We start from the raw sequence: 21,981 nt of genomic DNA on the forward strand, positions 1-21,981 counted from the left end.
CGTTGCAGATGAAGGCCTGAACTCAGCCTTCGATCTCGATCAGGATCTCGCCCGGGTTGACCCGGTCGCCCTTGGCCACATGGATCGCCACGACCTTGCCGGCAACCGCTGCCTGGACTTCGGTCTCCATCTTCATGGCTTCGGTGATCAATACCGCCTGGCCGGCCTTGACCGTGTCGCCTTCCTTGACCAGCACATCGACGATGTTGCCCGGCATGGTGGTGCTGACATGGCCCGGGGCGCTCGCCTGCTTGCGCTTGCTGCCACCACCGCCGACGAATTCGTTGAGAGGTTCGAACACCACCTCTTCCGGCATGCCGTCGATGGACAGGTAGAAGTGGCGCTTGCCTTCGGCCTTGACCCCGACGCCGGTGATGTCGACGCGGTAGGTCTCGCCGTGGACGTCGATGACGAACTCGGTGGGCACGCCTTCACCGCCCGGCTTGCTCACGCCGCCCGCTTCAGGAATCGGCAGCAGCACTTCCGGAACCAGGGTGCCGGCCTCACGCTCTTCGAGGAACTTGCGTCCGATGTCCGGGAACATGGCGTAGGTCAGCACGTCTTCTTCGGAATGCGCCAGGGCGCCGATTTCGCCACGCAGCTTGGTCATTTCCGGCTTCAGCAGGTCGGCGGGACGTACATCGATCACCTCCTCGCTGCCGATGGCCTGGCGCCGCAGTTTCTCGTCGACTTCCCCCGGAGCCTTGCCGTAGCCGCCTTGCAGGTAGAGCTTCACTTCGTTGGTGATGGTCTTGTAGCGCTCGCCAGCCAGGACGTTGAAGAACGCCTGGGTACCGACGATCTGCGAAGTCGGGGTCACCAGCGGCGGGTAGCCCAGGTCGTGACGGACCCGTGGAATCTCGGCCAGCACTTCGTTCATGCGGTTCAGGGCGCCCTGCTCTTTGAGCTGGTTGGCCAGGTTGGAAATCATCCCGCCCGGCACCTGGTTGACCTGCACCCGGGTGTCCACGGCGGTGAATTCGCTTTCGAACTGGTGGTACTTCTTGCGCACGGCGTAGAAGTACAGGCCGATTTCCTGCAGCAGTTCCAGGTCCAGGCCAGTGTCGAACTCGCTGCCTTTGAGGGCTGCGACCATGGACTCGGTACCCGGGTGGCTGGTGCCCCAGGCGAAGCTGGAGATGGCGGTGTCGATATGGTCGGCGCCGTTCTCGATGGCCTTGAGTTGGCACATCGCAGCCAGGCCGGCGGTGTCATGGGAGTGGATGAACACCGGCAGCGACAGCTCGGCCTTCAGCGCCTTGACCAGCTCGCCGGTGGCGTAAGGGGTCAACAGGCCGGCCATGTCCTTGATCGCGATGGAGTCGCAGCCCATGGCTTCCATCTGCTTGCCCTGGGCCACGAAGGCCTCGATGGTGTGCACCGGGCTGGTGGTGTAGGCGATGGTGCCCTGGGCGTGCTTGCCGGCGGCTTTCACCGCTTCGATGGCGACCCGCAGGTTACGCACGTCGTTCATGGCGTCGAAGATGCGGAACACGTCGATGCCATTGACCGCCGCCTTGGCCACGAAGGCCTTGACCACGTCATCGCTGTAATGGCGGTAGCCCAGCAGGTTCTGGCCGCGCAGGAGCATCTGCAGGCGGGTGTTGGGCAGCGTGGCGCGCAGTTTGCGCAGGCGCTCCCAGGGGTCTTCCTTGAGGAAGCGCACGCAGGCATCGAAGGTGGCGCCGCCCCAGACTTCCAGGGACCAGTAGCCGACTTTGTCGAGCTTGTCGCAGATCGGCAGCATGTCGTCGGTGCGCATGCGGGTCGCCAGCAGCGATTGGTGGGCGTCGCGCAGGATGGTGTCGGTTACATGAATCTTCTTGGACATTGTTTTATTCCTCACAGGCCTGCGTGGGCGGCAATGGCGGCGGCGATGGCCAGGGCCAGCTCTTCGGGTTTGCGCTTGATCGAGTAGTTGGTCAGTTCCGGGTGGCTCTCAACGAAGCTGGTGTTGAACTGACCGCTGCGGAATTCCGGGTTACGCAGGATTTCCTGGTAATAGGCGGCGGTGGTCTTGACCCCTTGCAGGCGCATGTCGTCCAGGGCGCGCAGGCCACGGTCCATCGCTTCTTCCCAGGTCAGGGCCCAGACCACGAGTTTCAGGCACATGGAGTCGTAGAACGGCGGAATGGTGTAGCCGGTGTAGATCGCCGTGTCGGTGCGCACGCCCGGGCCGCCGGGGGCGTAGTAGCGGGTGATCTTGCCGAAGCTGGGCAGGAAGTTGTTCTTCGGGTCCTCGGCATTGATCCGGAACTGCAGGGCAAAGCCGCGGTGCTGGATGTCTTCCTGTTTCACCGAGAGCGGCAGGCCGGAAGCAATGCGGATCTGCTCGCGGACGATATCGATGCCGGTGATTTCTTCGGTGATGGTGTGTTCCACCTGCACCCGGGTGTTCATCTCCATGAAGTACACCTCGCCCTCGGCGAGCAGGAACTCCACGGTGCCGGCGTTCTCGTAGCCCACGGCCTTGGCCGCGCGCACCGACAGGTCGCCGATGTAGGCGCGCTGTTCCGGGGTCAGCTGCGGGCTCGGGGCGATCTCGATGAGCTTCTGGTTGCGGCGCTGGATCGAGCAGTCGCGCTCGAACAGGTGCACCACGTTGCCAAAACTGTCGCCGAGGATCTGCGCTTCGATGTGCTTGGGATTGACGATGCACTTTTCCAGGAACACTTCCGCCGAACCGAAGGCCTTGGTGGCTTCGGAAATGACCCGGGGGAAAGCCTGCTCCAGCTCTTCACGGCTGTTGCAACGACGGATGCCGCGCCCGCCACCACCGGAGGTGGCCTTGAGCATCACCGGGTAGCCGATGCGGTCGCCTTCGGACAGGGCTTCGTGGATATCGGCCACGTTGCCTTCGGTGCCCGGAGTCACCGGCACGCCCGCCTTGATCATGCTGCGGCGGGCTTCGGTCTTGTCGCCCATGCGGCGGATCACTTCCGCCGACGGGCCAATAAACTTGATTCCACGTTCGGCGCAGATGTCCGCCAGTTCGGCGTTTTCCGAGAGAAACCCATAGCCGGGATGCAGCGCATCACAGCCGGTTTCCACCGCCAGGTTCACCAGTTTGCGTGGGTTCAGGTAGCCGGCCAGCGGCTCGGCGCCAATGCTGTGGGCCTCATCCGCGCGCTTTACATGCAAGGCATGGCGATCGGCGTCGGAGAAGATCGCTACCGAACGGATGCCCATTTCCGCGCAGGCACGCACGATTCGTACGGCAATCTCACCACGGTTGGCGATCAGGATCTTTTTTATCACTTGGAGGTTCCCTTGAGCCGTTGAAACAGACGACCCGCTAGACCGAGTCGGCGCGTGACCAAATGTTTCAAGTCAGTCGCAGCGACACACTAGCTCTGCAGAGGGATTAACAAAAATCAATAATTATTGGGTTGGCCATAAGTAAAGACTTATAGTCATGCCACCAGCCCTTGGCGCGAGCCCTCAAGAAATGCGCAAGTCCTTGATGAGACTGACATTGCGTCAGTTGCAGATTTTCAATGAAGTCTGCGATCTACGCTCCTACAGCCGCGCCGCCGATGAAATGTCCCTCACCCAGCCCGCGGTCAGCCTGCAGATTCGCCAGTTGGAGGAGCTGATCGGCCAGCCGCTGTTCGACTATGTGGGCAAGAAGCTCTACATGACCGAAGCCGCCGAAGCGCTGCAACGGGCCAGCCGGGACATCTTCGGGCGCCTGGAGAACCTCGACATGCAGCTCTCCGACATGCAGGGTTCGCTGCAGGGCCAGCTCAAGCTGGCGGTGGAATCCAGCGCCAAGTACTTCGTGCCGCACCTGTTCGCCGCCTTCAAGCGCCAGCACCCGGAAGTGCACCTGCAACTGACGGTGGTCAACCGCTCCCAGGTGATCCGCCGGCTCTCGGACAATCGCGACGACCTGGTGATCATGTCCATGGTGCCCCAGGACATGGAGCTGGAGTTCCTGCCCTTCCTCAACAACCCGATCGTCGCGGTGGCCCCGCCGGAGCACCCTCTGAGCCACATGGGCCCGCTGCGCCTGCAGGACCTGGAGCCCTACACGCTGGTACTGCGCGAACAGGGCTCCGGCACCCGCCTGGCCTGCGAGGAGTACTTCAAGGAGAAGCGCGTGCACTTCACCCAGATCCTCGAAGTGTCGTCGGCGGAAGCTCAGCGTGAGTGTGTGCGGGCGGGTCTGGGCGTGGCCTTGCTGACGCGCCACGCCCTGAACCTTGAGTTGGCGACCGGCGGCTTGATCGAGTTGCCGGTCGAAGAGCTGCCATTGCTTCGCAGCTGGTGCCTGGTACAGGCCAAAGCCAAACGCCTGTCACCGGTAGCGCATGCGTTCCTGGGATTCATCCGCAGCGAACGCGTGCAGATCAGCGGGCTGGTTGAACGCTTCGACGGGAAGCCGCGGGTGCCGCCTGCCAGTAATTGACCGCGTCCAGCTCAGGGTAATCGTTGATTTGTTGCTGCAACTGACGCAGCTCGAAGCGGTGTTCGATCGCACGACGAAATTCCATGCGGCGCTGGTCTTCCTGCTGACGACGGGTCTTGACTGCGCTGTTGCTCTCTTCGTAAGGCCGGGCCATTTCGAGTCTCCCAATGCGAGTACGGAAGCTTCACGATGGACGTCGGCGGTTACGGTTTGGCGGCGGGTCGGTTACAGGACGATGAACATTCACAGCGCCTACCTTTCTGTAGGAGCCGGCTTGCCAGCGAAGGCGTCCGTCAGCGCGATGCACAACCCCGAGGCCTCATCACCGGCCAGAGAGACTCAATCGTCCAGGGCTTTCACCGACTTGGGCGACAGGCGCAGGCTGCGAAGGCTGCGCTTGACGCTCTTGAGGTGGTTCACCAGGCTCGGGCCGCGGGCCATCGCCACGCCCATCGCCAGCACGTCGATCACCACCAGGTGGGCGATACGCGAGGTCAGCGGGGTGTAGATCTCGGTGTCTTCGTGCACGTCGATCGCCAGGTTGACCGTGGACAGCTCGGCCAACGGCGTCTGGCTCGGGCACAGGGTGATCAGCGAGGCGCCGCTTTCACGTACCAGGTTGGCGGTGATCAGCAGGTCCTTGGAACGACCGGACTGGGAAATGCAGATGGCGACATCGGTAGGCTTCAAGGTCACCGCCGACATCGCTTGCATGTGCGGGTCGGAATAGGCCGCTGCGGTCAGCAGCAAACGGAAGAACTTGTGCTGTGCATCCGCCGCTACCGCGCCCGAGGCACCAAAGCCGTAGAACTCCACGCGCTGGGCCTGGGACATGGCGGTCACCGCCTGCTGCAGGGCCACCGGGTCGAGCTTCTCGCGGACCTCCATCAGGGTATGCAGGGTGGTGTCGAAGATCTTCAGGCTGTAGTCGGCGACCGAATCGTCTTCATGGATCGCGAACTGGCCGAAGCTGGCCCCGGCGGCAAGGCTCTGCGCCAGCTTGAGCTTGAGGTCCTGGAAGCCGGAGCAGCCGATGGCCCGGCAGAAGCGCACGATGGTCGGTTCACTGATGCCCACGCTGTGGGCCAGGTCCGCCATGGAACTGTGCATCACGGCCGCAGGATCAAGGAGCACGTGATCGGCGACCTTGAGTTCCGATTTGCGTAACAAATGACGTGACTGGGCGATGTGCTGCAACAGGTTCAAAGGGCTGGACTCATTGTTATTGGCTGACGCCGGGGATGTAGCAAGCTTGTAGTTATACTACAGGAATCGGCTTTTTGCCCGCCCAATGCATCACGAAGTTGCCTGCCTGCCCCCCATTTTCAGCCGGGTACGACTTATGTAGCCGTTGTGGCAGGCAGCCCTGGCGGCTACCGGCTCTGGGCCTGCAACAGCAGCGCGAGGCCTTCGGCGGCCACCGGGCGGCTGATCAGGTAGCCCTGCACCTCGTCGCAGTGTTCCGCCTTGAGGAAGGCCAGTTGCGCCGGGTCTTCCACCCCTTCGGCCACCACTTTCAACGACAGCCCATGAGCCATGGCGATGATCGCCCGGGTGATCGCCGCGTCCTCACCGCCCTCGGCCAGGCCGCGAATGAAGGCCTGGTCGATCTTCACGTAATCCACCGGGATCCGTTTCAGGTAACTCAGGGACGAATAGCCAGTGCCGAAGTCGTCGATGGCCAGCTTGACCCCCAGGCCCCGCAGTTGCTGGAAGGTCGCGATGATGTGCTCGACGCTGTCCAGCAGTTGGCTTTCGGTCAGTTCCAGTTCGAGAAAATGCGGCTCCAGGCCTGTTTCTTCCAGCACCTGGCGCACCAGGCTCACCAGCTTGCCCTGGCGCAACTGATACACCGACAGGTTGACCGACACGCGAATCGGCTCCAGGCCCTGGCGTTGCCATTCGCAGGCTTGGCGGCACGCCTGGCGCAACACGAACTCGCCAATGGGGCCGATCAATCCGGTCTCTTCCGCCAGGCCGATGAAATCCCCCGGGGGCACCCGGCCCATGACGGGGTGATCCCAGCGCACCAGGGCCTCGGCGGCATTCAGACGGCCGCTGGCCAGGCACAGCTTGGGTTGGTAGAAGACCGTCAACTGGCCCTCCTCAATGGCCTTGCGCAGCTGGTTTTCCAGCTGCAGGCGCTCCAGGGTGCTGGCTTGCAGGCTCTCGGTATAGAACTGGAAATTGTTGCCGCCCAGGTGCTTGGCATGGGCCATGGCCATGTTCGCCTGGCTGATCAGGGCTGCGATCTCCCGGGCGCTGTCGGGCAGCATGCTGATGCCCATGGAGGCGCTGACTACCAGTTCATGGCCCTCGACGGTGATCGGCAGGCGCAGCTTGCTCAGCAGCCGGGTAGCGACCCGGGTCAGGCTCGACAGGCTGCCGTAAGCGTCGAACAGCACGGCGAATTCGTCCCCGGAAAGCCGGGCGATGGTGTCGGCTTCCGGCAAGGCATTGACCAGCCGCCGGGCCATCTTTTGCAGCAGCTGGTCGGCCACTTCATGGCCAAGGCTGTCGTTGAGCAGCTTGAAACGGTCCAGGTTGATGTGCAGCAAGGCCAGGCTGCGGCCGCCCTGGCGCACCCGCTGATGGGCCTCGCGCAGGCGCTCGCGGAACAACGAACGGTTGGCCAGCCCCGTGAGTTCGTCGTAATGGGTGAGGTAGCGCATGCGCTCCTCGGATTCGCGCCGTGCCGAAAGATCGGCGAAGAAGCCCACGATATGCCGGACTTTTCCTCGTTTATCACGCACTACATTCAATTGCAGCCATTGTGGGTAGAGCTCGCCGTTCTTGCGTGTCTCCACCAACTCGCCCTGCCAGCTGCCGTACTGTTCCAGGGCCTGGTGGATCAACGGGTAGTGCCGGCGCGCATCGCGGCTGCACGACAGCTCCACTACATTGCGCCCGAGCATGTCTTCGATCTGGTAGCCGGTGACCTGGCTGAAGGCCTGATTGGCGGCGATCAAGGCGTAATCGGGGTCGAGGATGACGATGCCTTCGCTGGCCGCCTCGAACACCGTGGCCGCCAGGTTGCGCTGGACCTCCAGCTCCTTGTCGGCACTGATGTCGCGACGGGTGCCGGCCATGCGCAGCACCCGGCCACTGGGGCTGCGCTCCACGGCCCGGCCACGGTCCTCGATCCACACCCAGTGGCCGGCGCCGTGGCGTACCCGGTACTCCACCTGGTAATCGTCGCTGCGGCCCTTGAGGTGCTCCACCAGGGCGCGCTTGAGCAGGGGCAGGTCTTCCGGATGCAGGCGTGGCTTGAGATGGCTGAGCATGGCCGTGACATCTTCCGGCTCCAGGCCGAACAGCTCCTTGATCTGGGTGTGATGGACCTCGTCGGTCTGCAGGTTCCAGTCCCACAGCCCCAGCTCGCTGGCGTTCAGGGCCAGGGCCAGGCGCGCCTCGCTCTTGCTCAGGGCCTGGTTGGCGGCGTCCAGCTCCAGGCTGCGCTGGGCCACTCGCTGTTCCAGCCCGGTCTGGGCTTCGCGCAGTTGCTCCTCGGCACGGCGGCGCTGCTCCACTTCCCGGGCCAGCTCGCGGTTGAGCTGATCGCTGCGGCCCTGGGCATTCTGCAGGTGCTCGATCAGGGCCTGGTTCTGAAAGCGCCGCAGCAGGCCGCGCTGCATCAGGCGGTTGACCTGCCAGGCCACCACACTCAGGGACACCAGCAGGATCAGCCCGAGCCAGCCCCAGCCACGCTGCTGGTCGTCGCCGCCCCAGAACAGGTAGGCGATGGCCGGCAACAGACATGGCAAGGTGAATGAAAGGAAGGCCTGCAGGCTCACCGCGTAGGCTACGCTGGCCGACAGGATGGCCGCACCGATGAGGCCGAAGACCCAGGCCTGCTGCAGGAAATTGTCGGTGGGCACCAGGGCGATGCCGGCGCAGGCCAGGGTCAGGCCACTGACCGCCGAGCCCAGGAGAAACATGCGTTGCCACACCGGCTGTGCCTGGCGGCTGGGAATCGCCGAATCGAAGGCCGCCACCTGGATCACCCGCAAGGCCACCAGGGCCAGCAGCCAGACCATCCACACACTGAGCAACAGATAGCGCGCCGGGCTCCATAGCAGCCAGGTGCACACCAGGCCGTTGAGCAACATGAACAAGGTCGGCAGCAACGAGCCCTGGTACAGCAGGCGCGTACGCTCCACTGCCATCTCCACGGCGTAGTGCTGGCGGATGACCCGGGGCTCCACAAAGGGCCCGGACAGGTCGGGGTTAAGTGTCATAGGCAGTGTTCTTATAATGGTTGAGCCCGAAACGTCGCCGGAGCATACACAAGCAAAGCCCCGAGCCAAACTGCTCCAGGTCATAAAATCGATAAAACCGGATGGCCCGGCTTGCACCCTGAAAGCGTCCGGGCGAGAAGCGCCAATGGCTGGGGCCTGTGACCAACCGGTCGTCATCGGCGGCTGTTTTATCGGCTAATGCAAAGCCGGGTTTGCCCGGGGTGGCGCCGCCCCCTAGAATGCCCCGATGCGCGATGATCTCTCCCTCCTGTTGAACTCCCTCAACGACGCCCAACGCCAGGCCGTAGCCGCCTCCGTGGGTCGTCAGTTGGTCCTGGCCGGTGCTGGCTCCGGCAAAACCCGTGTGCTGGTGCACCGTATCGCCTGGTTGATCCAGGTCGAGAACGCCTCACCCCACTCGATCCTGTCGGTGACCTTCACCAACAAGGCCGCAGCCGAGATGCGCCACCGCATCGAACAACTGCTGGGCATCAACCCGGCAGGCATGTGGGTCGGCACCTTCCACGGCCTGGCCCACCGCCTGCTGCGGGCCCACTGGCAGGAAGCGGGGCTGAGCCAGACCTTCCAGATCCTCGACAGCGACGACCAGCAACGCCTGGTCAAGCGGGTGATCCGCGAGCTGGGCCTGGACGAACAGCGCTGGCCGGCCCGCCAGGCCCAGTGGTTCATCAACGGGCAGAAGGACGAAGGCCTGCGCCCGCAACATATCCAGGCCAGCGGCGACCTGTTCCTGGCCACCATGCGCGGCATCTATGAGGCCTACGAGGCCGCTTGCCAGCGTGCCGGGGTCATCGACTTCTCCGAACTGCTGCTGCGCGCCCTGGACCTGTGGCGCGACCACCCGGGTTTGCTGGCGCACTACCAGAAGCGTTTCCGCCACGTGCTGGTGGACGAGTTCCAGGACACCAACGCCGTGCAATACGCCTGGCTGAGGTTGCTGGCCCAGGGTGGCGACAGCCTGATGGTGGTGGGCGACGACGACCAGTCGATCTATGGCTGGCGCGGGGCGAAAATCGAGAACATCCACCAGTACTCCGCCGACTTCCCGGACACCGAAGTCATCCGCCTGGAGCAGAACTACCGCTCTACTGCCGGCATCCTCAAGGCTGCCAACGCCCTGATCGCCAACAACACCGGGCGCCTGGGCAAGGAGCTGTGGACCGACGGCGGCGACGGTGAAGCCATCAACCTGTATGCCGCCTTCAACGAGCACGATGAAGCCCGCTATGTAGTGGAAACCATCGAGAGCGCGCTGAAGACCGGCCTGGCCCGCAGCGACATCGCCATTCTCTACCGCTCCAACGCCCAGTCCCGGGTGCTGGAAGAAGCCTTGCTGCGCGAACGCATTCCGTACCGCATCTATGGCGGCCAGCGCTTCTTCGAGCGGGCGGAAATCAAGAACGCCATGGCTTACCTGCGCCTCCTGGAAGGCCGTGGCAACGACGCAGCCCTGGAGCGGGTGATCAACGTGCCAGCCCGGGGCATCGGCGAGAAGACCGTCGAAGCCATCCGCGAGCATGCGCGCCACAGCGATGTATCGATGTGGGAAGCCATGCGCCAGCTGGTGGCCAATAAAGGCCTGACCGGGCGCGCTGCAGGTGCGCTGGGGGCCTTTATCGAACTGATCGAAAACCTCGCCGCCAAGACCCTGGAAATGCCCCTGCACCTGATGACCCAGACCGTCATCGAGCAGTCGGGGCTGATTGCCTACCACGAAGCGGAAAAAGGCGAAAAAGGCCAGGCCCGGGTGGAAAACCTCGAGGAACTGGTGAGCGCCGCGCGCAACTTCGAGAACACCGAAGAGGATGAAGACCTGACGCCCCTGGCGGCCTTCCTCGGCCACGCTTCCCTGGAAGCCGGCGATACCCAGGCCGACGAACATGAAGACAGCGTGCAACTGATGACCCTGCACAGCGCCAAGGGTCTGGAGTTCCCCTACGTGTTCCTGGTGGGCATGGAAGAAGGCCTGTTCCCCCACAAGATGAGCCTGGAAGAACCCGGCCGCCTTGAGGAAGAACGCCGGCTGGCGTATGTGGGCATTACCCGGGCCATGCAAAACCTGGTGATGACCTACGCGGAAACCCGACGCCTGTACGGCAGCGAAACCTACAACAAGGTGTCGCGTTTCGTGCGCGAGGTGCCCAAGGGGCTGATTCAGGAAGTGCGGCTGTCCAACAGCGTCAGCCGGCCTTTCGGCGGCGGCCAGTCACAAAGTACCAGCAGCCTGTTCGGCGGCAGCGAAATCCCGGACACCGGCCTGAGCCTCGGCCAGGCGGTACGGCACTCGGTGTTCGGCGACGGGGTGATCCTCAATTTCGAGGGCGCCGGCGCCCAGGCCCGGGTCCAGGTCAACTTCAGCGAAGGCAGCAAGTGGCTGATGCTGGGCTACGCCAAGCTGGAAGCCATCTAACCCCACCCGCTTGGCTTGTGTAGGAGCTGGCTTGCCAGCGAATCTCACTGGCGAAGACCGGCTCAAGGGCCTCTTCGCCGGCAAGCCGGCTCCTACAGGTCGGTGCAGAAAGGGAAGCGTGAACATGGGCACAGGCTTTTTTTCCTCGTGGACATTCTGGGCCCTGTTGTCGGCAATTTTCGCTGCCTTGACGGCGATCTTCGCCAAAGTCGGGATAGAAAACGTCAATTCAGACTTCGCCACCCTGCTGCGTACCGTGGTGGTTCTTGTCAGCCTGGCCTTGATTTTGTACGCAACGGGCCAATATCAGTCCCTGGGATCAATTTCCCCCAAGAGCTACCTGTTCCTGCTGCTGTCCGGGCTGGCCACGGGCGCATCCTGGTTGTGCTATTTCCGCGCCTTGAAACTCGGCCCCGCTTCATTGGTGGCACCGGTGGACAAGCTCAGCGTGGTGTTCGTCGCGATCATCGGCATGTGCCTGCTGGGAGAGAAGCTCGACCTGCGGCAGTGGAGCGGAATCGGCTTGATCACCGCAGGTGTGGTGCTACTGGCACTGCGCCGCTAACGGCTTTCGGGTTGAACCAGAGCCAGGTCCGCGGGGACCAAAAACCTATCGGCGAGCATGACGCCTGGCGAAGCTGAACCGAGGCTGTCAGGCAAAAGCCCGAAACATTATGCCGCTCGCCACTGACACTTCACCTGTGCAATATGGCGCGCGTGCCATCCACAAATGGGAACCCCCTTTATGAAACGTTTTCTTAGCATCGCCATGGCGCTGTGCATCGGCCTGACGATGAGCCTCGACGCCAACGCCAAGCGCTTTGGTGGCGGCAAAAGCGTCGGCGCTGCCCCGACCCACCAAACCCGCCAGGCGGCGCCAACCGCTCCGGGCGCTCCCGCCGCTGCAGCCACCGCGGGCGCAGCCGGTGCCGCGGGCGCTGCTGCCAAGGCCGGCGGTGCTTCGCGCTGGCTCGGCCCTCTGGCCGGTATCGCTGCCGGTGGCCTGCTGGCCTCCATGTTCATGGGCGGCGGCTTCCAGGGCATGCAGATCTTCGACATCCTGATCATGGCGGTCATCGCCTTCGTGATCTTCCGCTTCATCGCCGCTCGTCGCCGCAAGCAGCAGGAGCAATACGCTCCAGCCGGCCACGCGCCGATGCAGCGCGAAGCCTTCGAGCCCCAGCAGCCTGCCGGCGGTTCGATCTTCGGTGGTTCGCCAGCGCCTGCCGCGCGTCCGGTAATCAACGCACCGGCCTGGTTCAATGAAGAGCGCTTCATTGAAGCGGCGCGCAGCCACTTCCAGTCCCTGCAGCAACACTGGGACGCCAACGAAATGGACAAGATCGCCGAGTTCGTGACCCCACAGATGCTGCAGTTCCTGAAACAGGAACGTGCCGATCTGGGCGACGGCTTCCAGTCGACCTACATCGACAACCTGCAAGTGCAGCTCGAAGGTGTGGATGACCGTGCCGACAAAACCATCGCCACCCTGACCTTCAGCGGTGTGTCGAAGACCTCGCGCTTCGACCAGGGCGAAGTGTTCAGCGAAAGCTGGAACATGGAACGCGCCCAGGGCGACAACCAGCCATGGCTGGTAGCAGGTATCCGCCAGAACGGCTGATTCATTCTGCTGTCACAGCTGTAAGGCAAAACCCCGACTCAGGTCGGGGTTTTGCATTTCACGATTGCACTTATAGCGAGCTACTGTATAAACCGCCGTCAAACAACCGCGCCATAGAGCTAAGAGGACCCAGGCCGTGGAAGAAGTCATCGAACAACTCCGGGAAGCCAACGAACCGGTACCCGTCCCCCTGGAACTGCCGGACGAAGACCAACTGGTGGAAATTGAAGAACAGCTGTTCATCAATATCCCGTTCGTCTTCAAGGAGTTCCTGTTGACGGTCAGCGACGTGGTTTACGGCAGCCTGGAACCTGTGACTGTCACCGATCCGCAATCCCATACCTACCTTCCGGAAGTGGCTGCGACCGCCTGGGACATGGGCGTGCCGCGCGAGCTGATCCCGATCTGCCAGGACGGCGACGATTACTACTGCGTCGAGGAAGACGGCACCGTGGTGCTGTGGTCCGGCGAAGAAGAGCTGATCACCGAAGAATCCTGGGAATCGGTGTGGCACTGGGCGCGGGACGTCTGGCTGGAAAGCTGAGACGCCGCCGCGGCTGCGTGCACCGCGGCGACTGAAACAGCTCGCCGGCGCCCTGCCGGCGAGCGGCAAGGTCAATGCCCACTGTTGTCCTTGCTGTGGTCGAAGGTTTCGATCAGCGCCACCTGCATCCGCGTATGCACACGGATGAACCAGCGCCACAGGACCGCGGCCACCGCCGCCGCCACTACGGCGATCAACACCAGCAGTTCCAAGGTCGGCAGGATGCTCGACGAGAGCGCCGCCAGCAGCAGGAAAATCACCAGCAGCGACAGGATCGGGATCACCTCGGCGATCACCCGACGCACTCGCTGGGTATGGCGCCCGGCCATTTCCGGCTTGACCCCCATCTCCGCCAGCAACATCGACAGTGCCTTGAGCTTGCGATAGGCAGCAATCAGGAACGGCAGCGAAAGCAGCAGCGCCCCGCCCCAGATCAAGGCTTTCTGCCAGCTTGGCTCACTGACCCAATCTTCCAGGTAGGTGCCAATGCGCTTCGCGAAATAGCCACCGGAAAAGAAGATCGCCACCACCAGCGCCAGGTTCACCCCCACTTGCAGCAGGATCTTACGGATCATCGTCGCCAGCAGCGCGCCCTCGCCCTGGGGCTGAATGCTGCGCAACCACTCGCCATACATGCCCAGTACCCGGCTCAGGCGCTTGGGCAGAACCCCTGCCAGCTTCAGCGATAGCGGGTCCGCGGCACGGATCAGGTAGGGCGTGAGCAAGGTGGTGATGGCGGACACCGCCACCGCTACCGGGTAGAGGAAGTCGCTGGTGACCTGCAGGGTCATGCCCAGTGCGGCGATGATGAAGGAAAATTCGCCAATCTGTGACAGGCCCATGCCTACCCGCAGTGAGGTGCGTCCATCATTGCCGGCGATAAAGGCCCCCATGCCGCAGGACAGCATCTTGCCCAGCACCACCGCCACCGTGATCACGGCAATCGGCCAGGCGTATTGCAGGAGGATCTGCGGGTCGATCATCAGGCCGATGGCGACGAAGAAGATTGCGCTGAACAGGTCGCGAACCGGTTCGATCAACCGCTCGATCTTCAGCAACTGGCGGGACTCGGCCATGATCGCACCGATCAGGAAGGCACCCAGGACCATGCTGTACTCCAGTTTGACCACCAGCAGGCAGAAGCCGAAACACAGCCCCAGCACGGTGATCAGCAGCATCTCGTTGCTGTCGAACCTGGCCACGTAGGCCAGCAGGCGCGGCACCAGCAGGATGCCGATCACCAGCGCCACGATCATGAACAGCGAAAGCTTGCCGACGGTGGAGAACACCTCGCCGGAACTCACCGTACCGCTGACCGCGATGCTCGACAGCAAGGCGATGATGCCGATGCCGAGGATGTCCTCGACGATCAGTACGCCGAAGATCAGCTGGGCGAAGCGCTCGTTCTTCATCTTCAGGTCATTGAGCGCCTTGACGATGATGGTGGTGGAGGAAATGGCCAGGATCGCCCCGAGGAACAGCGAATCCATGGTGCTCCAGCCGAACCAGCGGCCGATCTCGTAGCCGATCCAGATCATCAGGACGATTTCCAGGAACGCCGCGATAAAGGCCGTGGCCCCGACCTTGAACAGCTTGCGCAGGCTGAATTCCAGCCCCAGGCAGAACATCAGGAAAATCACCCCCAGCTCGGCCAGGGTCTTGATGGTCTGTTCGTCGTGGATCAGCCCGAAAGGCGGAGTGTGAGGGCCGATGATGAAGCCGGCGACTATGTAGCCCAGCACGACAGGCTGCTTGAGGCGATGGAAGAGGATGGTCACCACGCCTGCGACCAGCATGATCACGGCCAGGTCCTGAATGAAGCTGATGGCATGCATGGCCGGGGCTCTCCTTGGAATGCTGGGCGGGGGTGATCGCCTAAAAAGAATGTTCTGATCAGTAGAAGGAAATATCCAAAATAAAAGCGGAAAATGCCCTGGAACGGGTGTTTTGCAGGTTAACACCGCGACTTCCGGCAGGAAGGCGGTGCAATATTAGGAAACAGATCCACCAGGGCGTGACGACGTGGCCCGGCCCGGCGTCCCGTTATCGATGGTTTGAAAACCCTTTGGAGCCAGCACCCGCAGAGGTGCTCCAGCAACCCCTGCCCAGAACCGTGAGCGTGCTATGGAACCCGGAAACGCCCAACTGTCGATGACGGTATTGATGACCCCTGACATGGCCAATTTCTCTGGCAATGTCCACGGCGGCACCTTGCTCAAGTACCTCGATGAAGTCGCCTATGCCTGCGCCAGCCGTTACGCCGGCCGCTACGTGGTGACCCTGTCGGTGGACCAGGTGATCTTCCGCGAGCCGATCCATGTCGGCGAGCTGGTGACCTTCCTGGCCTCGGTCAACTACACCGGCAACACCTCCATGGAGGTGGGCATCAAGGTGGTCACCGAGAATATCCGCGAGCGTTCGGTGCGCCACACCAACAGCTGCTTCTTCACCATGGTGGCGGTGGACGACCAGCGCAAGCCGGCCCAGGTGCCGCCGCTGCAGCCGGAAACCGCCGACGGCAAGAGACGCTTTATCCAGGCCCGGCAGCGCCGGCAGATCCGCCAGGAACTGGAACAGCGCTACCGGGAAATCAAGGCCGACGGCCCTTGATGCTCAAGCTGCACCGCTGATTCAGCAGGGCCACGGACGGTCCTCCCCCCTCCAGAGCTTCCGGCGCTGCGCCGCCACACTCCAACACCCGCCAGCAGGCTTCTGCGGTCATCCCGAATGGCCAGATCCATCCCTTTTTGACCACATCGAGAGTTATGCCCCCAGGGCACCGCTGCCAGAATCGAAGGGCAAGGCACAAACGCACTCCCCGCCCGGGGAGCCTTCGAGCCAACGAACGCGTGAGAACAATAAAAATGCCCAGCGCCAATGCTCTTTCCAGCAGCCCCCCTGCGTCCGCCCATAACGCCAGCCTCGATGGCGGCTTCACCCACAGTGCCCAGGGCACCTCGCTGCGGCGCATCCTCGGCCTGCCGGCCCTGGTGTTCTTCGGCCTGGTGTACATGGTCCCGCTGACCGTCTTCACCACCTACGGCGTGGTCACCCAACTCACCGGCGGGCGCACCGCCGCAGCCTATGTGATCACCCTGCTGGCGATGATCTTCACCGCCCTTTCCTACAGCGTAATGGTCAAGAAATACCCCATTGCCGGCTCAGCCTATTCCTACGCCAGCCTCAGTTTCGGCCCGGGCATCGGCTTTCTTGCCGGCTGGTCGCTGCTGCTGGATTACCTGTTCCTGCCGATGATCAATTACCTGGTGATCGGCCTGTTCCTCAACCTGGCCTTCCCCGCCGTGCCGGCCTGGGTCTTCGTGGTGGCGACCATCAGCCTGGTGACGCTGCTGAACATCCGCGGCATCGGCTCGGTATCGAGCATGAGCAACCTGATCGTCTGCGCGCAGATGGTCTTCGTGGTGGTGTTCATGGCCCTGGTGGTCCGCCAGTTGGCAGGGGCCGAGAGCCTGGACCTGAGCGCACCCTGGGTCGGCGATGGCAGCCAGGATGGGCTGTTGCCGCTGATGGCCGGGGCCGCGGTGCTGTGCCTGTCGTTCCTGGGCTTTGACGCGGTGTCGACCCTGGCCGAGGAAACCCGCGACCCGCGCCGGGACATCCCCCGGGCAATCGTCATCACCACCCTGGGCGCCGGCCTGCTGTTCATCCTGCTGGCCATGACCAGCCAGCTGGCGTTCCCCGGCAGCAGTTTCAAGGACGCCGACTCGGCGGCCAGCGAGGTCATGCTGCACGCCGGCGGACGCTTCCTGGAGATGTTCTTCACCGCCACCTATGTCGCCGGCGCCGCCGGTTCGGCCCTGGCATCCCAGGCCTCGGTATCGCGCATTCTGTTCAGCATGGGCCGTGACGGCATCCTGCCACGTCGGGTGTTCGGTACCCTGTCCGAGCGCTACAAGACCCCGGTGGTGGCCATTGTCCTGGTGTCGCTGGTGTCATTGCTGGCGGTGGTCATCGACCTCACCACCCTGGCGTCGATGATCAGCTTCGGTGCACTGGTGGCGTTCTCGGTGGTCAACCTGGCGGTGATCAAGAGTCACCTGGGCCAGGGCCAGCCGCGCAGCACCGCACGGCTGTTGCAGTACGGCCTGCTGCCGTTGATCGGCTTTGCCCTGATCGCCTGGCTGTGGACCAGCCTTTCGGCCCTGACCCTGGGCATCGGCCTGGCCTGGTTCGCCCTGGGCCTGCTGTACCTGGGCATACACACCCGGGGCTTTCGCCAGCCCGCGCCGACCGTGCAGTTTTCCGAGCAGGCCTGAGCCCGCCTCAGAAGCCGATCGGCATGGCCTCGAAGCGCACCCGTGGGTGGGCGATGCGGTCCTGGGCGCGCACCAGCTCCAGCTCGTAACTGGCGCAGGCCTGGGTTTCCAGCAGTACTTCATGCACCGCCGCGGCGGTGAATTCGAAGGCCGCCACCAGGCTGTCCCCCAACAATACCCGGGCCAGGAACAGGCCTGAGGTCAGGTCGCCCACCCCCACCGGCTGGCGCGGGAACGCCAGTAATGGACGGCGCAGGTGCCAGCTGCCGTCAGCGGTCACCAGCAGCATCTCGAAACCGTCCACCAGCTTGCCCGGGTAGTCCAGGTGCTTGACCAGCACCGCCCTGGGGCCCTTGTCCAGCAGCGACCGGGCCATGCCCAGGCAGTCGAACAGCGATTGCGGCTTGCGCCCGCAAAAGCTGTCCAGCTCCAGCTGGTTGGGGCAGAGAAAATCCGCCATGGCCACGGCCTCGTCCAGCAGGAAGTCGCTGACTTCAGCCGGCACGCTGCAGCCCTTCTCCGGGTGGCCCATCACCGGGTCACACAGGTACAGGGCCTTGGGATTGACTGCCTTGATTCGCGCCACACCGCTGAGGATCGCCCGGCCCTGGGCCGCGCTGCCCAGGTAGCCGGACAGCACCGCGTCGCAGTTGCCCAGCTCGCCGATGGCGGCAATGCCTTCCACCAGCTCGGGAATCTGCTGTGGCGCCAGCACTTCCCCGGCCCACTGACCATACTGAGTGTGGTTGGAGAACTGCACCGTATTCAGCGGCCAGACATTCACCCCAACCCGCTGCATGGGGAATACCGCGGCACTGTTGCCGGCGTGGCCGAAAACCACATGGGACTGGATCGCAAGCAGGTGGGGCGTACGTTTCATGCAGGATTTTCCATAAAACCGGTGGAATTCAAGCCGCGCAGTATGCGACTAAACGCAGCCTGTACGACAGACCGGAGTCGCAGTTAAGCTGACGCCACCTCGTTGGAGCAAACCTTCATGCTGACCCTTGGAAACATCTTTGTGCTGATGCTACTGGCAACCGCTGCTGCCTGGCTGTGGCACAACCACGGCCTGCGCGAACGGGCCCTGGAGCGGGTCAAGCAGCACTGCGCGCGGCTCGACATCGAGTTGCTGGACGGTAACGTGGCGCTCAAGCGCATCGGTTTCGTCAAGGATGGCAATGGCCGGCGGCGCCTGGCGCGGGTCTACAACTTCGAGTTCACCGTGACCGGCGAAACCCGTCATGCCGGGACCATCACCCAGTTCGGCGCCCACAGCACCCATATCGAGCTGGCGCCCTACCCGTTCGAAGCCAAGGAGCCCCTGCCCAGTGCCGAGGTGATCGAGCTGAGCCAGTGGCGCGAGGAACATCGCAAGTTCAAGCCGTAAGAGTGGCGTGCACGCCGTTTCCTACAGGCGACAGGCATCGAGACTGGCCTGCAGGACGGCAATGTCCTGAGGGCTACTGAAGATCAGTTCCAGGCGCGAATCCCGGCGCCATTCGCTGGGCAGCCAGTTCAGCGGTGAATTATCCAGCCCGTTGCCCGACCGCCAGCCTTGATCACTGTGGAGCACCAGCTTGGCCCGGCGCCAGTCGAGGTTCTGCAGCCAGTGCTCGACCCGGACCAGATCGAACTGCTGGCTGGGGTGCCAGCGCCAGCCGATGCTCCAGCCATCCTCCTGGGACTGGCTGAGGCAGATCGGCAGCGTCGGATCGCTCCACACGGCCGGCAACTGGGCCAGGCCCTGGGGAATGTCCGACTGCTCCAGGGCCGCTTCGGCGCTGGCTCCCAGGCCCGGCAGCTCGGCCAGGGGCAAGGCGGCATGGCGGGTCCAGAACAAGGGAAGGTCCGGCAATTGCTCCAGCACCCGCAACCTGTCGCTGTCGCTGAGCAGTTCGTCCTTGTTCAGTACCAGCAGGCCGGCGCTGGACAGCGCATCCTGCTGCGCCCGGGGCAACGGCTTGCCAGCGGCCAGCGCCTGGGCATCCAGGACCAGCACGCAGGGTTGCACCGCCAGCACGCCCTTCCAGGGCGCTTCATTCAACTGCTTGAGCAATTGGGCCGGGTGGCCGAGGCCCGAGGGCTCGATAAGCAGGCGGTCCGGCCGGGCCTTGCGCAACAGGCGGCCCAGGCCCACCTGGAACGGTGCACCGTTGACGCAGCACAGGCAGCCGCCGGCCACTTCGCCGAGGGCGATGCCATCTTCGTCGCGGGTCAGCAGGGCCGCGTCCAGGCCGATCTGGCCAAACTCGTTGATCAGCACCGCCCAGCGCTCGGCGGCCGGGCGCTGGCTCAGCAGATGGCGGATCAGGCTGGTCTTGCCGGCGCCCAGGGGGCCGGCGATCACGTGGGTGGGGATGTTCTGCAGCATGGGAAGGGGTCCGGGAAACCTGTGAGGTGATGCTACGCCCTTCCCGCCCTGGGCGAAAATCCGCTCGATTCGACGCCGCTCTTGGGAGCGCTGAAGGTCCTGCGGAGCTTCGCCCAGGCTCGGCAAGCGGCTGCACGGGCCTAGGTCAACCCAGCCAATCGAGGGTGAGGATCAGCCGGCGTTCCCCTGGCGCTGGCTGCGGCGAGCGGTGGATCAGGCCAAAGCCTTCGTTGCCGTGCCATTTCTCGCCCTTGAACAGCGCCACGTCGCCGCTGGCGATCTGCTGGATCTGTGCCGGGTCCCGTGGTTCGCCCTCGGCCTGCCCCAGTTTCCTGCGGTCCATGGCGCCTTCGCGCAGCCATTGGCTGCCGGCTCCGGCGTAGGTGGTAATCAGCCGCACCGGTACATGGTCCACGTGAAACCGCGGGCACATGGCCTTGTCCAGGACCCGCAGGCGCAGCCCGACGCGCCTGGCCCCGAGCAGGCAGGCAAAAGCGCTGACCAGCCAGGCAACATCGGCGATAAAGCCTTCATAACCCTGCAGATCACTGAACCCCGAAGCCAGGCCGCGCAGATTGGGTTGCGCGTCTTCGTCGGGCAGTTCCAGGGACAGGGATTCGGCCAGCGGCTGGTCCAGGGACAGCAGCAACTCGGCGAAATCGGCGATGTGGGCCGGCAACTGGCGCTGCCAGAGGCCAAGATTGACCTCATCCTCCAGCACCTGGGCGAGCACCGCCGGGGTGCTGCCGATGGCCTGGCGGCGAGAGACCGGCGCGGTCACGCTCGGCAGCAGCAGCCATCTGGGCGGATTGGCCAGTGGAGTCACCGGCAAGTTCAGGGTCAGCATCAGGCCGCTTCCTCGTCATGCCAGGGGCCAAAGGGATCGTTCAGCAGGCTCCAGCCCTCGACGCCGAGGGCCATTTCATCGTCATCCAGCAGGCACAGGTCGAGCTCCGCGCAAAGCCGGGTGAAGTCGATGTTCTGGCCGATGAACACCAGTTCCTGGCGGCAATCGCCGGTGGCCGCGGTCCAGTTGTGCATGATCGCCGCGGTGCCTTCTTCGTCCTGGGGCCAGTGCTGCTTGGGCACGAAGCGCCACCAGCGCCCGGCAAAGCCATGGCGCATCAGGCCACCGGCCTGGGACCAGCTGCCGGCTTCCTGGTACTTGCTGGCCAGCCAGAAGAAGCCCTTGGAGCGCAGCAGCTTGCCGTTGACCCAGGGCCGGTTGATGAAGTCGAAGAAGCGCTGGGGATGGAACGGCCGCCGCGCCCGGTAGGCGGTGGAAGCGATGCCGTACTCCTCGGTTTCCGGCACATGCTCGCCGCGCAACTCCCGCAGCCAGCCCGGGGCCTGGGCCGCGCGCTCGAAATCGAAGCGCCCGGTGTCGAGGATCTTCGCCAGCGGTACCTGGCCCATGACCATGGGCACGATCTCGGCCTGGGCATTGAGGCTCTTGAGGATGGCCAGCAGTTCCTGGCGCTGGTCGCTGCTGATCAGGTCGATCTTGCTGACCAGGATCACGTCGGCGAACTCCACCTGTTCGATCAGCAGGTCGCTGATGGAACGTTCATCGTCTTCGCCCAGGGTTTCGCCCCGGGAAGCCAGGCTGTGCGCGGCCTGGTAGTCCAGCAGGAAATTCATGCCGTCGACCACCGTGACCATGGTGTCGAGCCGGGCGATATCCGCCAGGCTCTGACCGGATTCATCGCGAAAGGTGAAGGTTTCCGCCACCGGCAGCGGCTCGGAAATCCCGGTGGATTCGATCAGCAGGTAGTCGAAGCGCCCGTCGCGGGCCAGCTTGCCCACCTCCTCCAGGAGGTCTTCACGCAGGGTGCAGCAGATGCAGCCGTTGCTCATCTCCACCAGTTTTTCTTCGGCGCGATTGAGGCTGACATCGCGCTGCACTTCGCTGCCATCGATGTTGATTTCGCTCATGTCGTTGACGATCACCGCCACCCGCAGGTGGTCGCGGTTGCGCAGGATGTGATTGAGCAAGGTGCTTTTGCCGGCGCCGAGAAAGCCGGACAGCACGGTAACGGGGAGACGGTCGGTCATGGGTTGTTCCTCATCAGGATCGCGGCTGGG

At 63.7% G+C, this 21,981-nt stretch carries 18 protein-coding genes; 8 read left to right on the forward strand and 10 right to left on the reverse strand.

Annotation, left to right across the window (positions count from 1 at the left end):
* Positions 1-22: 22 nt before the first annotated feature.
* Together oadA and AC1RGE_RS24205 are read right to left on the reverse strand one after the other, a co-directional pair.
* The gene (gene oadA / locus AC1RGE_RS24200; protein ID WP_492585149.1) at positions 23-1,831 is read right to left on the reverse strand and encodes a sodium-extruding oxaloacetate decarboxylase subunit alpha; all 1,809 of its coding nucleotides are present in this window, start codon (positions 1,829-1,831) and stop codon (positions 23-25) included.
* 11 nt (positions 1,832-1,842) lie between these two features.
* Complete coding sequence (locus tag AC1RGE_RS24205; protein WP_015637534.1) at positions 1,843-3,258, reverse strand: acetyl-CoA carboxylase biotin carboxylase subunit; 1,416 nt, start codon at positions 3,256-3,258, stop codon at positions 1,843-1,845.
* A 190-nt stretch (positions 3,259-3,448) separates the two neighbouring features.
* Here AC1RGE_RS24205 and AC1RGE_RS24210 point away from each other — a divergent pair, with 190 nt between their 5' ends.
* The gene (locus AC1RGE_RS24210) at positions 3,449-4,411 is read left to right on the forward strand and encodes a LysR family transcriptional regulator (RefSeq protein ID WP_041774538.1); all 963 of its coding nucleotides are present in this window, start codon (positions 3,449-3,451) and stop codon (positions 4,409-4,411) included.
* On the opposite strand, the gene AC1RGE_RS24215 is transcribed toward AC1RGE_RS24210, so the two are convergent.
* From AC1RGE_RS24215 to AC1RGE_RS24225, 3 genes are all read right to left on the reverse strand, one after another.
* Entirely contained in the window at positions 4,353-4,565 is a 213-nt protein-coding gene (locus tag AC1RGE_RS24215; protein WP_072443388.1) for a PA3496 family putative envelope integrity protein, read from the reverse strand. The genes AC1RGE_RS24210 and AC1RGE_RS24215 overlap by 59 nt on opposite strands.
* Before the next feature lie 185 nt (positions 4,566-4,750).
* Entirely contained in the window at positions 4,751-5,617 is an 867-nt protein-coding gene (gene hexR, locus AC1RGE_RS24220; protein WP_011064325.1) for a transcriptional regulator HexR, read from the reverse strand.
* Between the two features lie 167 nt (positions 5,618-5,784).
* Positions 5,785-8,649, reverse strand: a complete 2,865-nt coding sequence (locus AC1RGE_RS24225) for a putative bifunctional diguanylate cyclase/phosphodiesterase (protein ID WP_011064326.1) — start codon at positions 8,647-8,649, stop codon at positions 5,785-5,787.
* Positions 8,650-8,896: 247 nt separating this feature from the next.
* Here AC1RGE_RS24225 and uvrD point away from each other — a divergent pair, with 247 nt between their 5' ends.
* The 4 genes from uvrD to AC1RGE_RS24245 all read left to right on the forward strand — a co-directional run bounded on the left by uvrD (position 8,897) and on the right by AC1RGE_RS24245 (position 13,245).
* Positions 8,897-11,080, forward strand: a complete 2,184-nt coding sequence (uvrD, locus tag AC1RGE_RS24230) for a DNA helicase II (protein WP_011064327.1) — start codon at positions 8,897-8,899, stop codon at positions 11,078-11,080.
* A gap of 124 nt (positions 11,081-11,204) precedes the next feature.
* A complete protein-coding gene (locus AC1RGE_RS24235; protein ID WP_492585151.1) occupies positions 11,205-11,645 on the forward strand; it encodes an EamA family transporter in 441 nt (146 codons plus the stop codon).
* A gap of 180 nt (positions 11,646-11,825) precedes the next feature.
* Positions 11,826-12,701, forward strand: coding sequence for a Tim44 domain-containing protein (locus AC1RGE_RS24240; protein WP_011064329.1), 876 nt, complete (start codon positions 11,826-11,828; stop codon positions 12,699-12,701).
* Positions 12,702-12,837: 136 nt separating this feature from the next.
* A complete protein-coding gene (locus AC1RGE_RS24245) occupies positions 12,838-13,245 on the forward strand; it encodes an SMI1/KNR4 family protein (RefSeq protein ID WP_011064330.1) in 408 nt (135 codons plus the stop codon).
* A gap of 71 nt (positions 13,246-13,316) precedes the next feature.
* On the opposite strand, the gene AC1RGE_RS24250 is transcribed toward AC1RGE_RS24245, so the two are convergent.
* Positions 13,317-15,080: a cation:proton antiporter gene (locus AC1RGE_RS24250; RefSeq protein WP_011064331.1), complete on the reverse strand. Its 1,764-nt coding sequence runs from the start codon at positions 15,078-15,080 to the stop codon at positions 13,317-13,319.
* Positions 15,081-15,369: 289 nt separating this feature from the next.
* On the opposite strand from AC1RGE_RS24250, the gene AC1RGE_RS24255 reads away from it, so the two are divergent.
* Together AC1RGE_RS24255 and AC1RGE_RS24260 are read left to right on the forward strand one after the other, a co-directional pair.
* Positions 15,370-15,855 carry an acyl-CoA thioesterase gene (locus AC1RGE_RS24255; protein ID WP_011064332.1) on the forward strand — a complete coding sequence of 162 codons (486 nt, stop codon included), beginning with the start codon at positions 15,370-15,372 and terminating at the stop codon, positions 15,853-15,855.
* A 254-nt stretch (positions 15,856-16,109) separates the two neighbouring features.
* Positions 16,110-17,522: an APC family permease gene (locus AC1RGE_RS24260; protein WP_011064333.1), complete on the forward strand. Its 1,413-nt coding sequence runs from the start codon at positions 16,110-16,112 to the stop codon at positions 17,520-17,522.
* A 7-nt stretch (positions 17,523-17,529) separates the two neighbouring features.
* On the opposite strand, the gene pdxY is transcribed toward AC1RGE_RS24260, so the two are convergent.
* The gene (gene pdxY / locus AC1RGE_RS24265) at positions 17,530-18,402 is read right to left on the reverse strand and encodes a pyridoxal kinase PdxY (protein ID WP_492585153.1); all 873 of its coding nucleotides are present in this window, start codon (positions 18,400-18,402) and stop codon (positions 17,530-17,532) included.
* A gap of 117 nt (positions 18,403-18,519) precedes the next feature.
* Between pdxY and AC1RGE_RS24270 the strand changes: the two genes are divergently transcribed.
* The gene (locus AC1RGE_RS24270; protein ID WP_011064335.1) at positions 18,520-18,912 is read left to right on the forward strand and encodes a DUF3301 domain-containing protein; all 393 of its coding nucleotides are present in this window, start codon (positions 18,520-18,522) and stop codon (positions 18,910-18,912) included.
* 21 nt (positions 18,913-18,933) lie between these two features.
* Here AC1RGE_RS24270 and AC1RGE_RS24275 read toward each other — a convergent pair whose 3' ends face one another.
* The 3 genes from AC1RGE_RS24275 to zigA form a co-directional block, all read right to left on the reverse strand.
* On the reverse strand, positions 18,934-19,896 hold the full coding sequence (locus AC1RGE_RS24275; RefSeq protein ID WP_011064336.1) for a CobW family GTP-binding protein: 963 nt from the start codon (positions 19,894-19,896) through the stop codon (positions 18,934-18,936).
* 145 nt (positions 19,897-20,041) lie between these two features.
* Positions 20,042-20,743, reverse strand: coding sequence for a DUF1826 domain-containing protein (locus tag AC1RGE_RS24280; RefSeq protein WP_015637542.1), 702 nt, complete (start codon positions 20,741-20,743; stop codon positions 20,042-20,044).
* Positions 20,743-21,951 carry a zinc metallochaperone GTPase ZigA gene (gene zigA / locus AC1RGE_RS24285; RefSeq protein WP_011064338.1) on the reverse strand — a complete coding sequence of 403 codons (1,209 nt, stop codon included), beginning with the start codon at positions 21,949-21,951 and terminating at the stop codon, positions 20,743-20,745. The genes AC1RGE_RS24280 and zigA overlap by 1 nt, the downstream gene beginning before the upstream one ends.
* Between the last annotated feature and the right edge of the window lie 30 nt (positions 21,952-21,981).

The organism is Pseudomonas sp. GW823-FHT02C05, assembly GCF_058797595.1.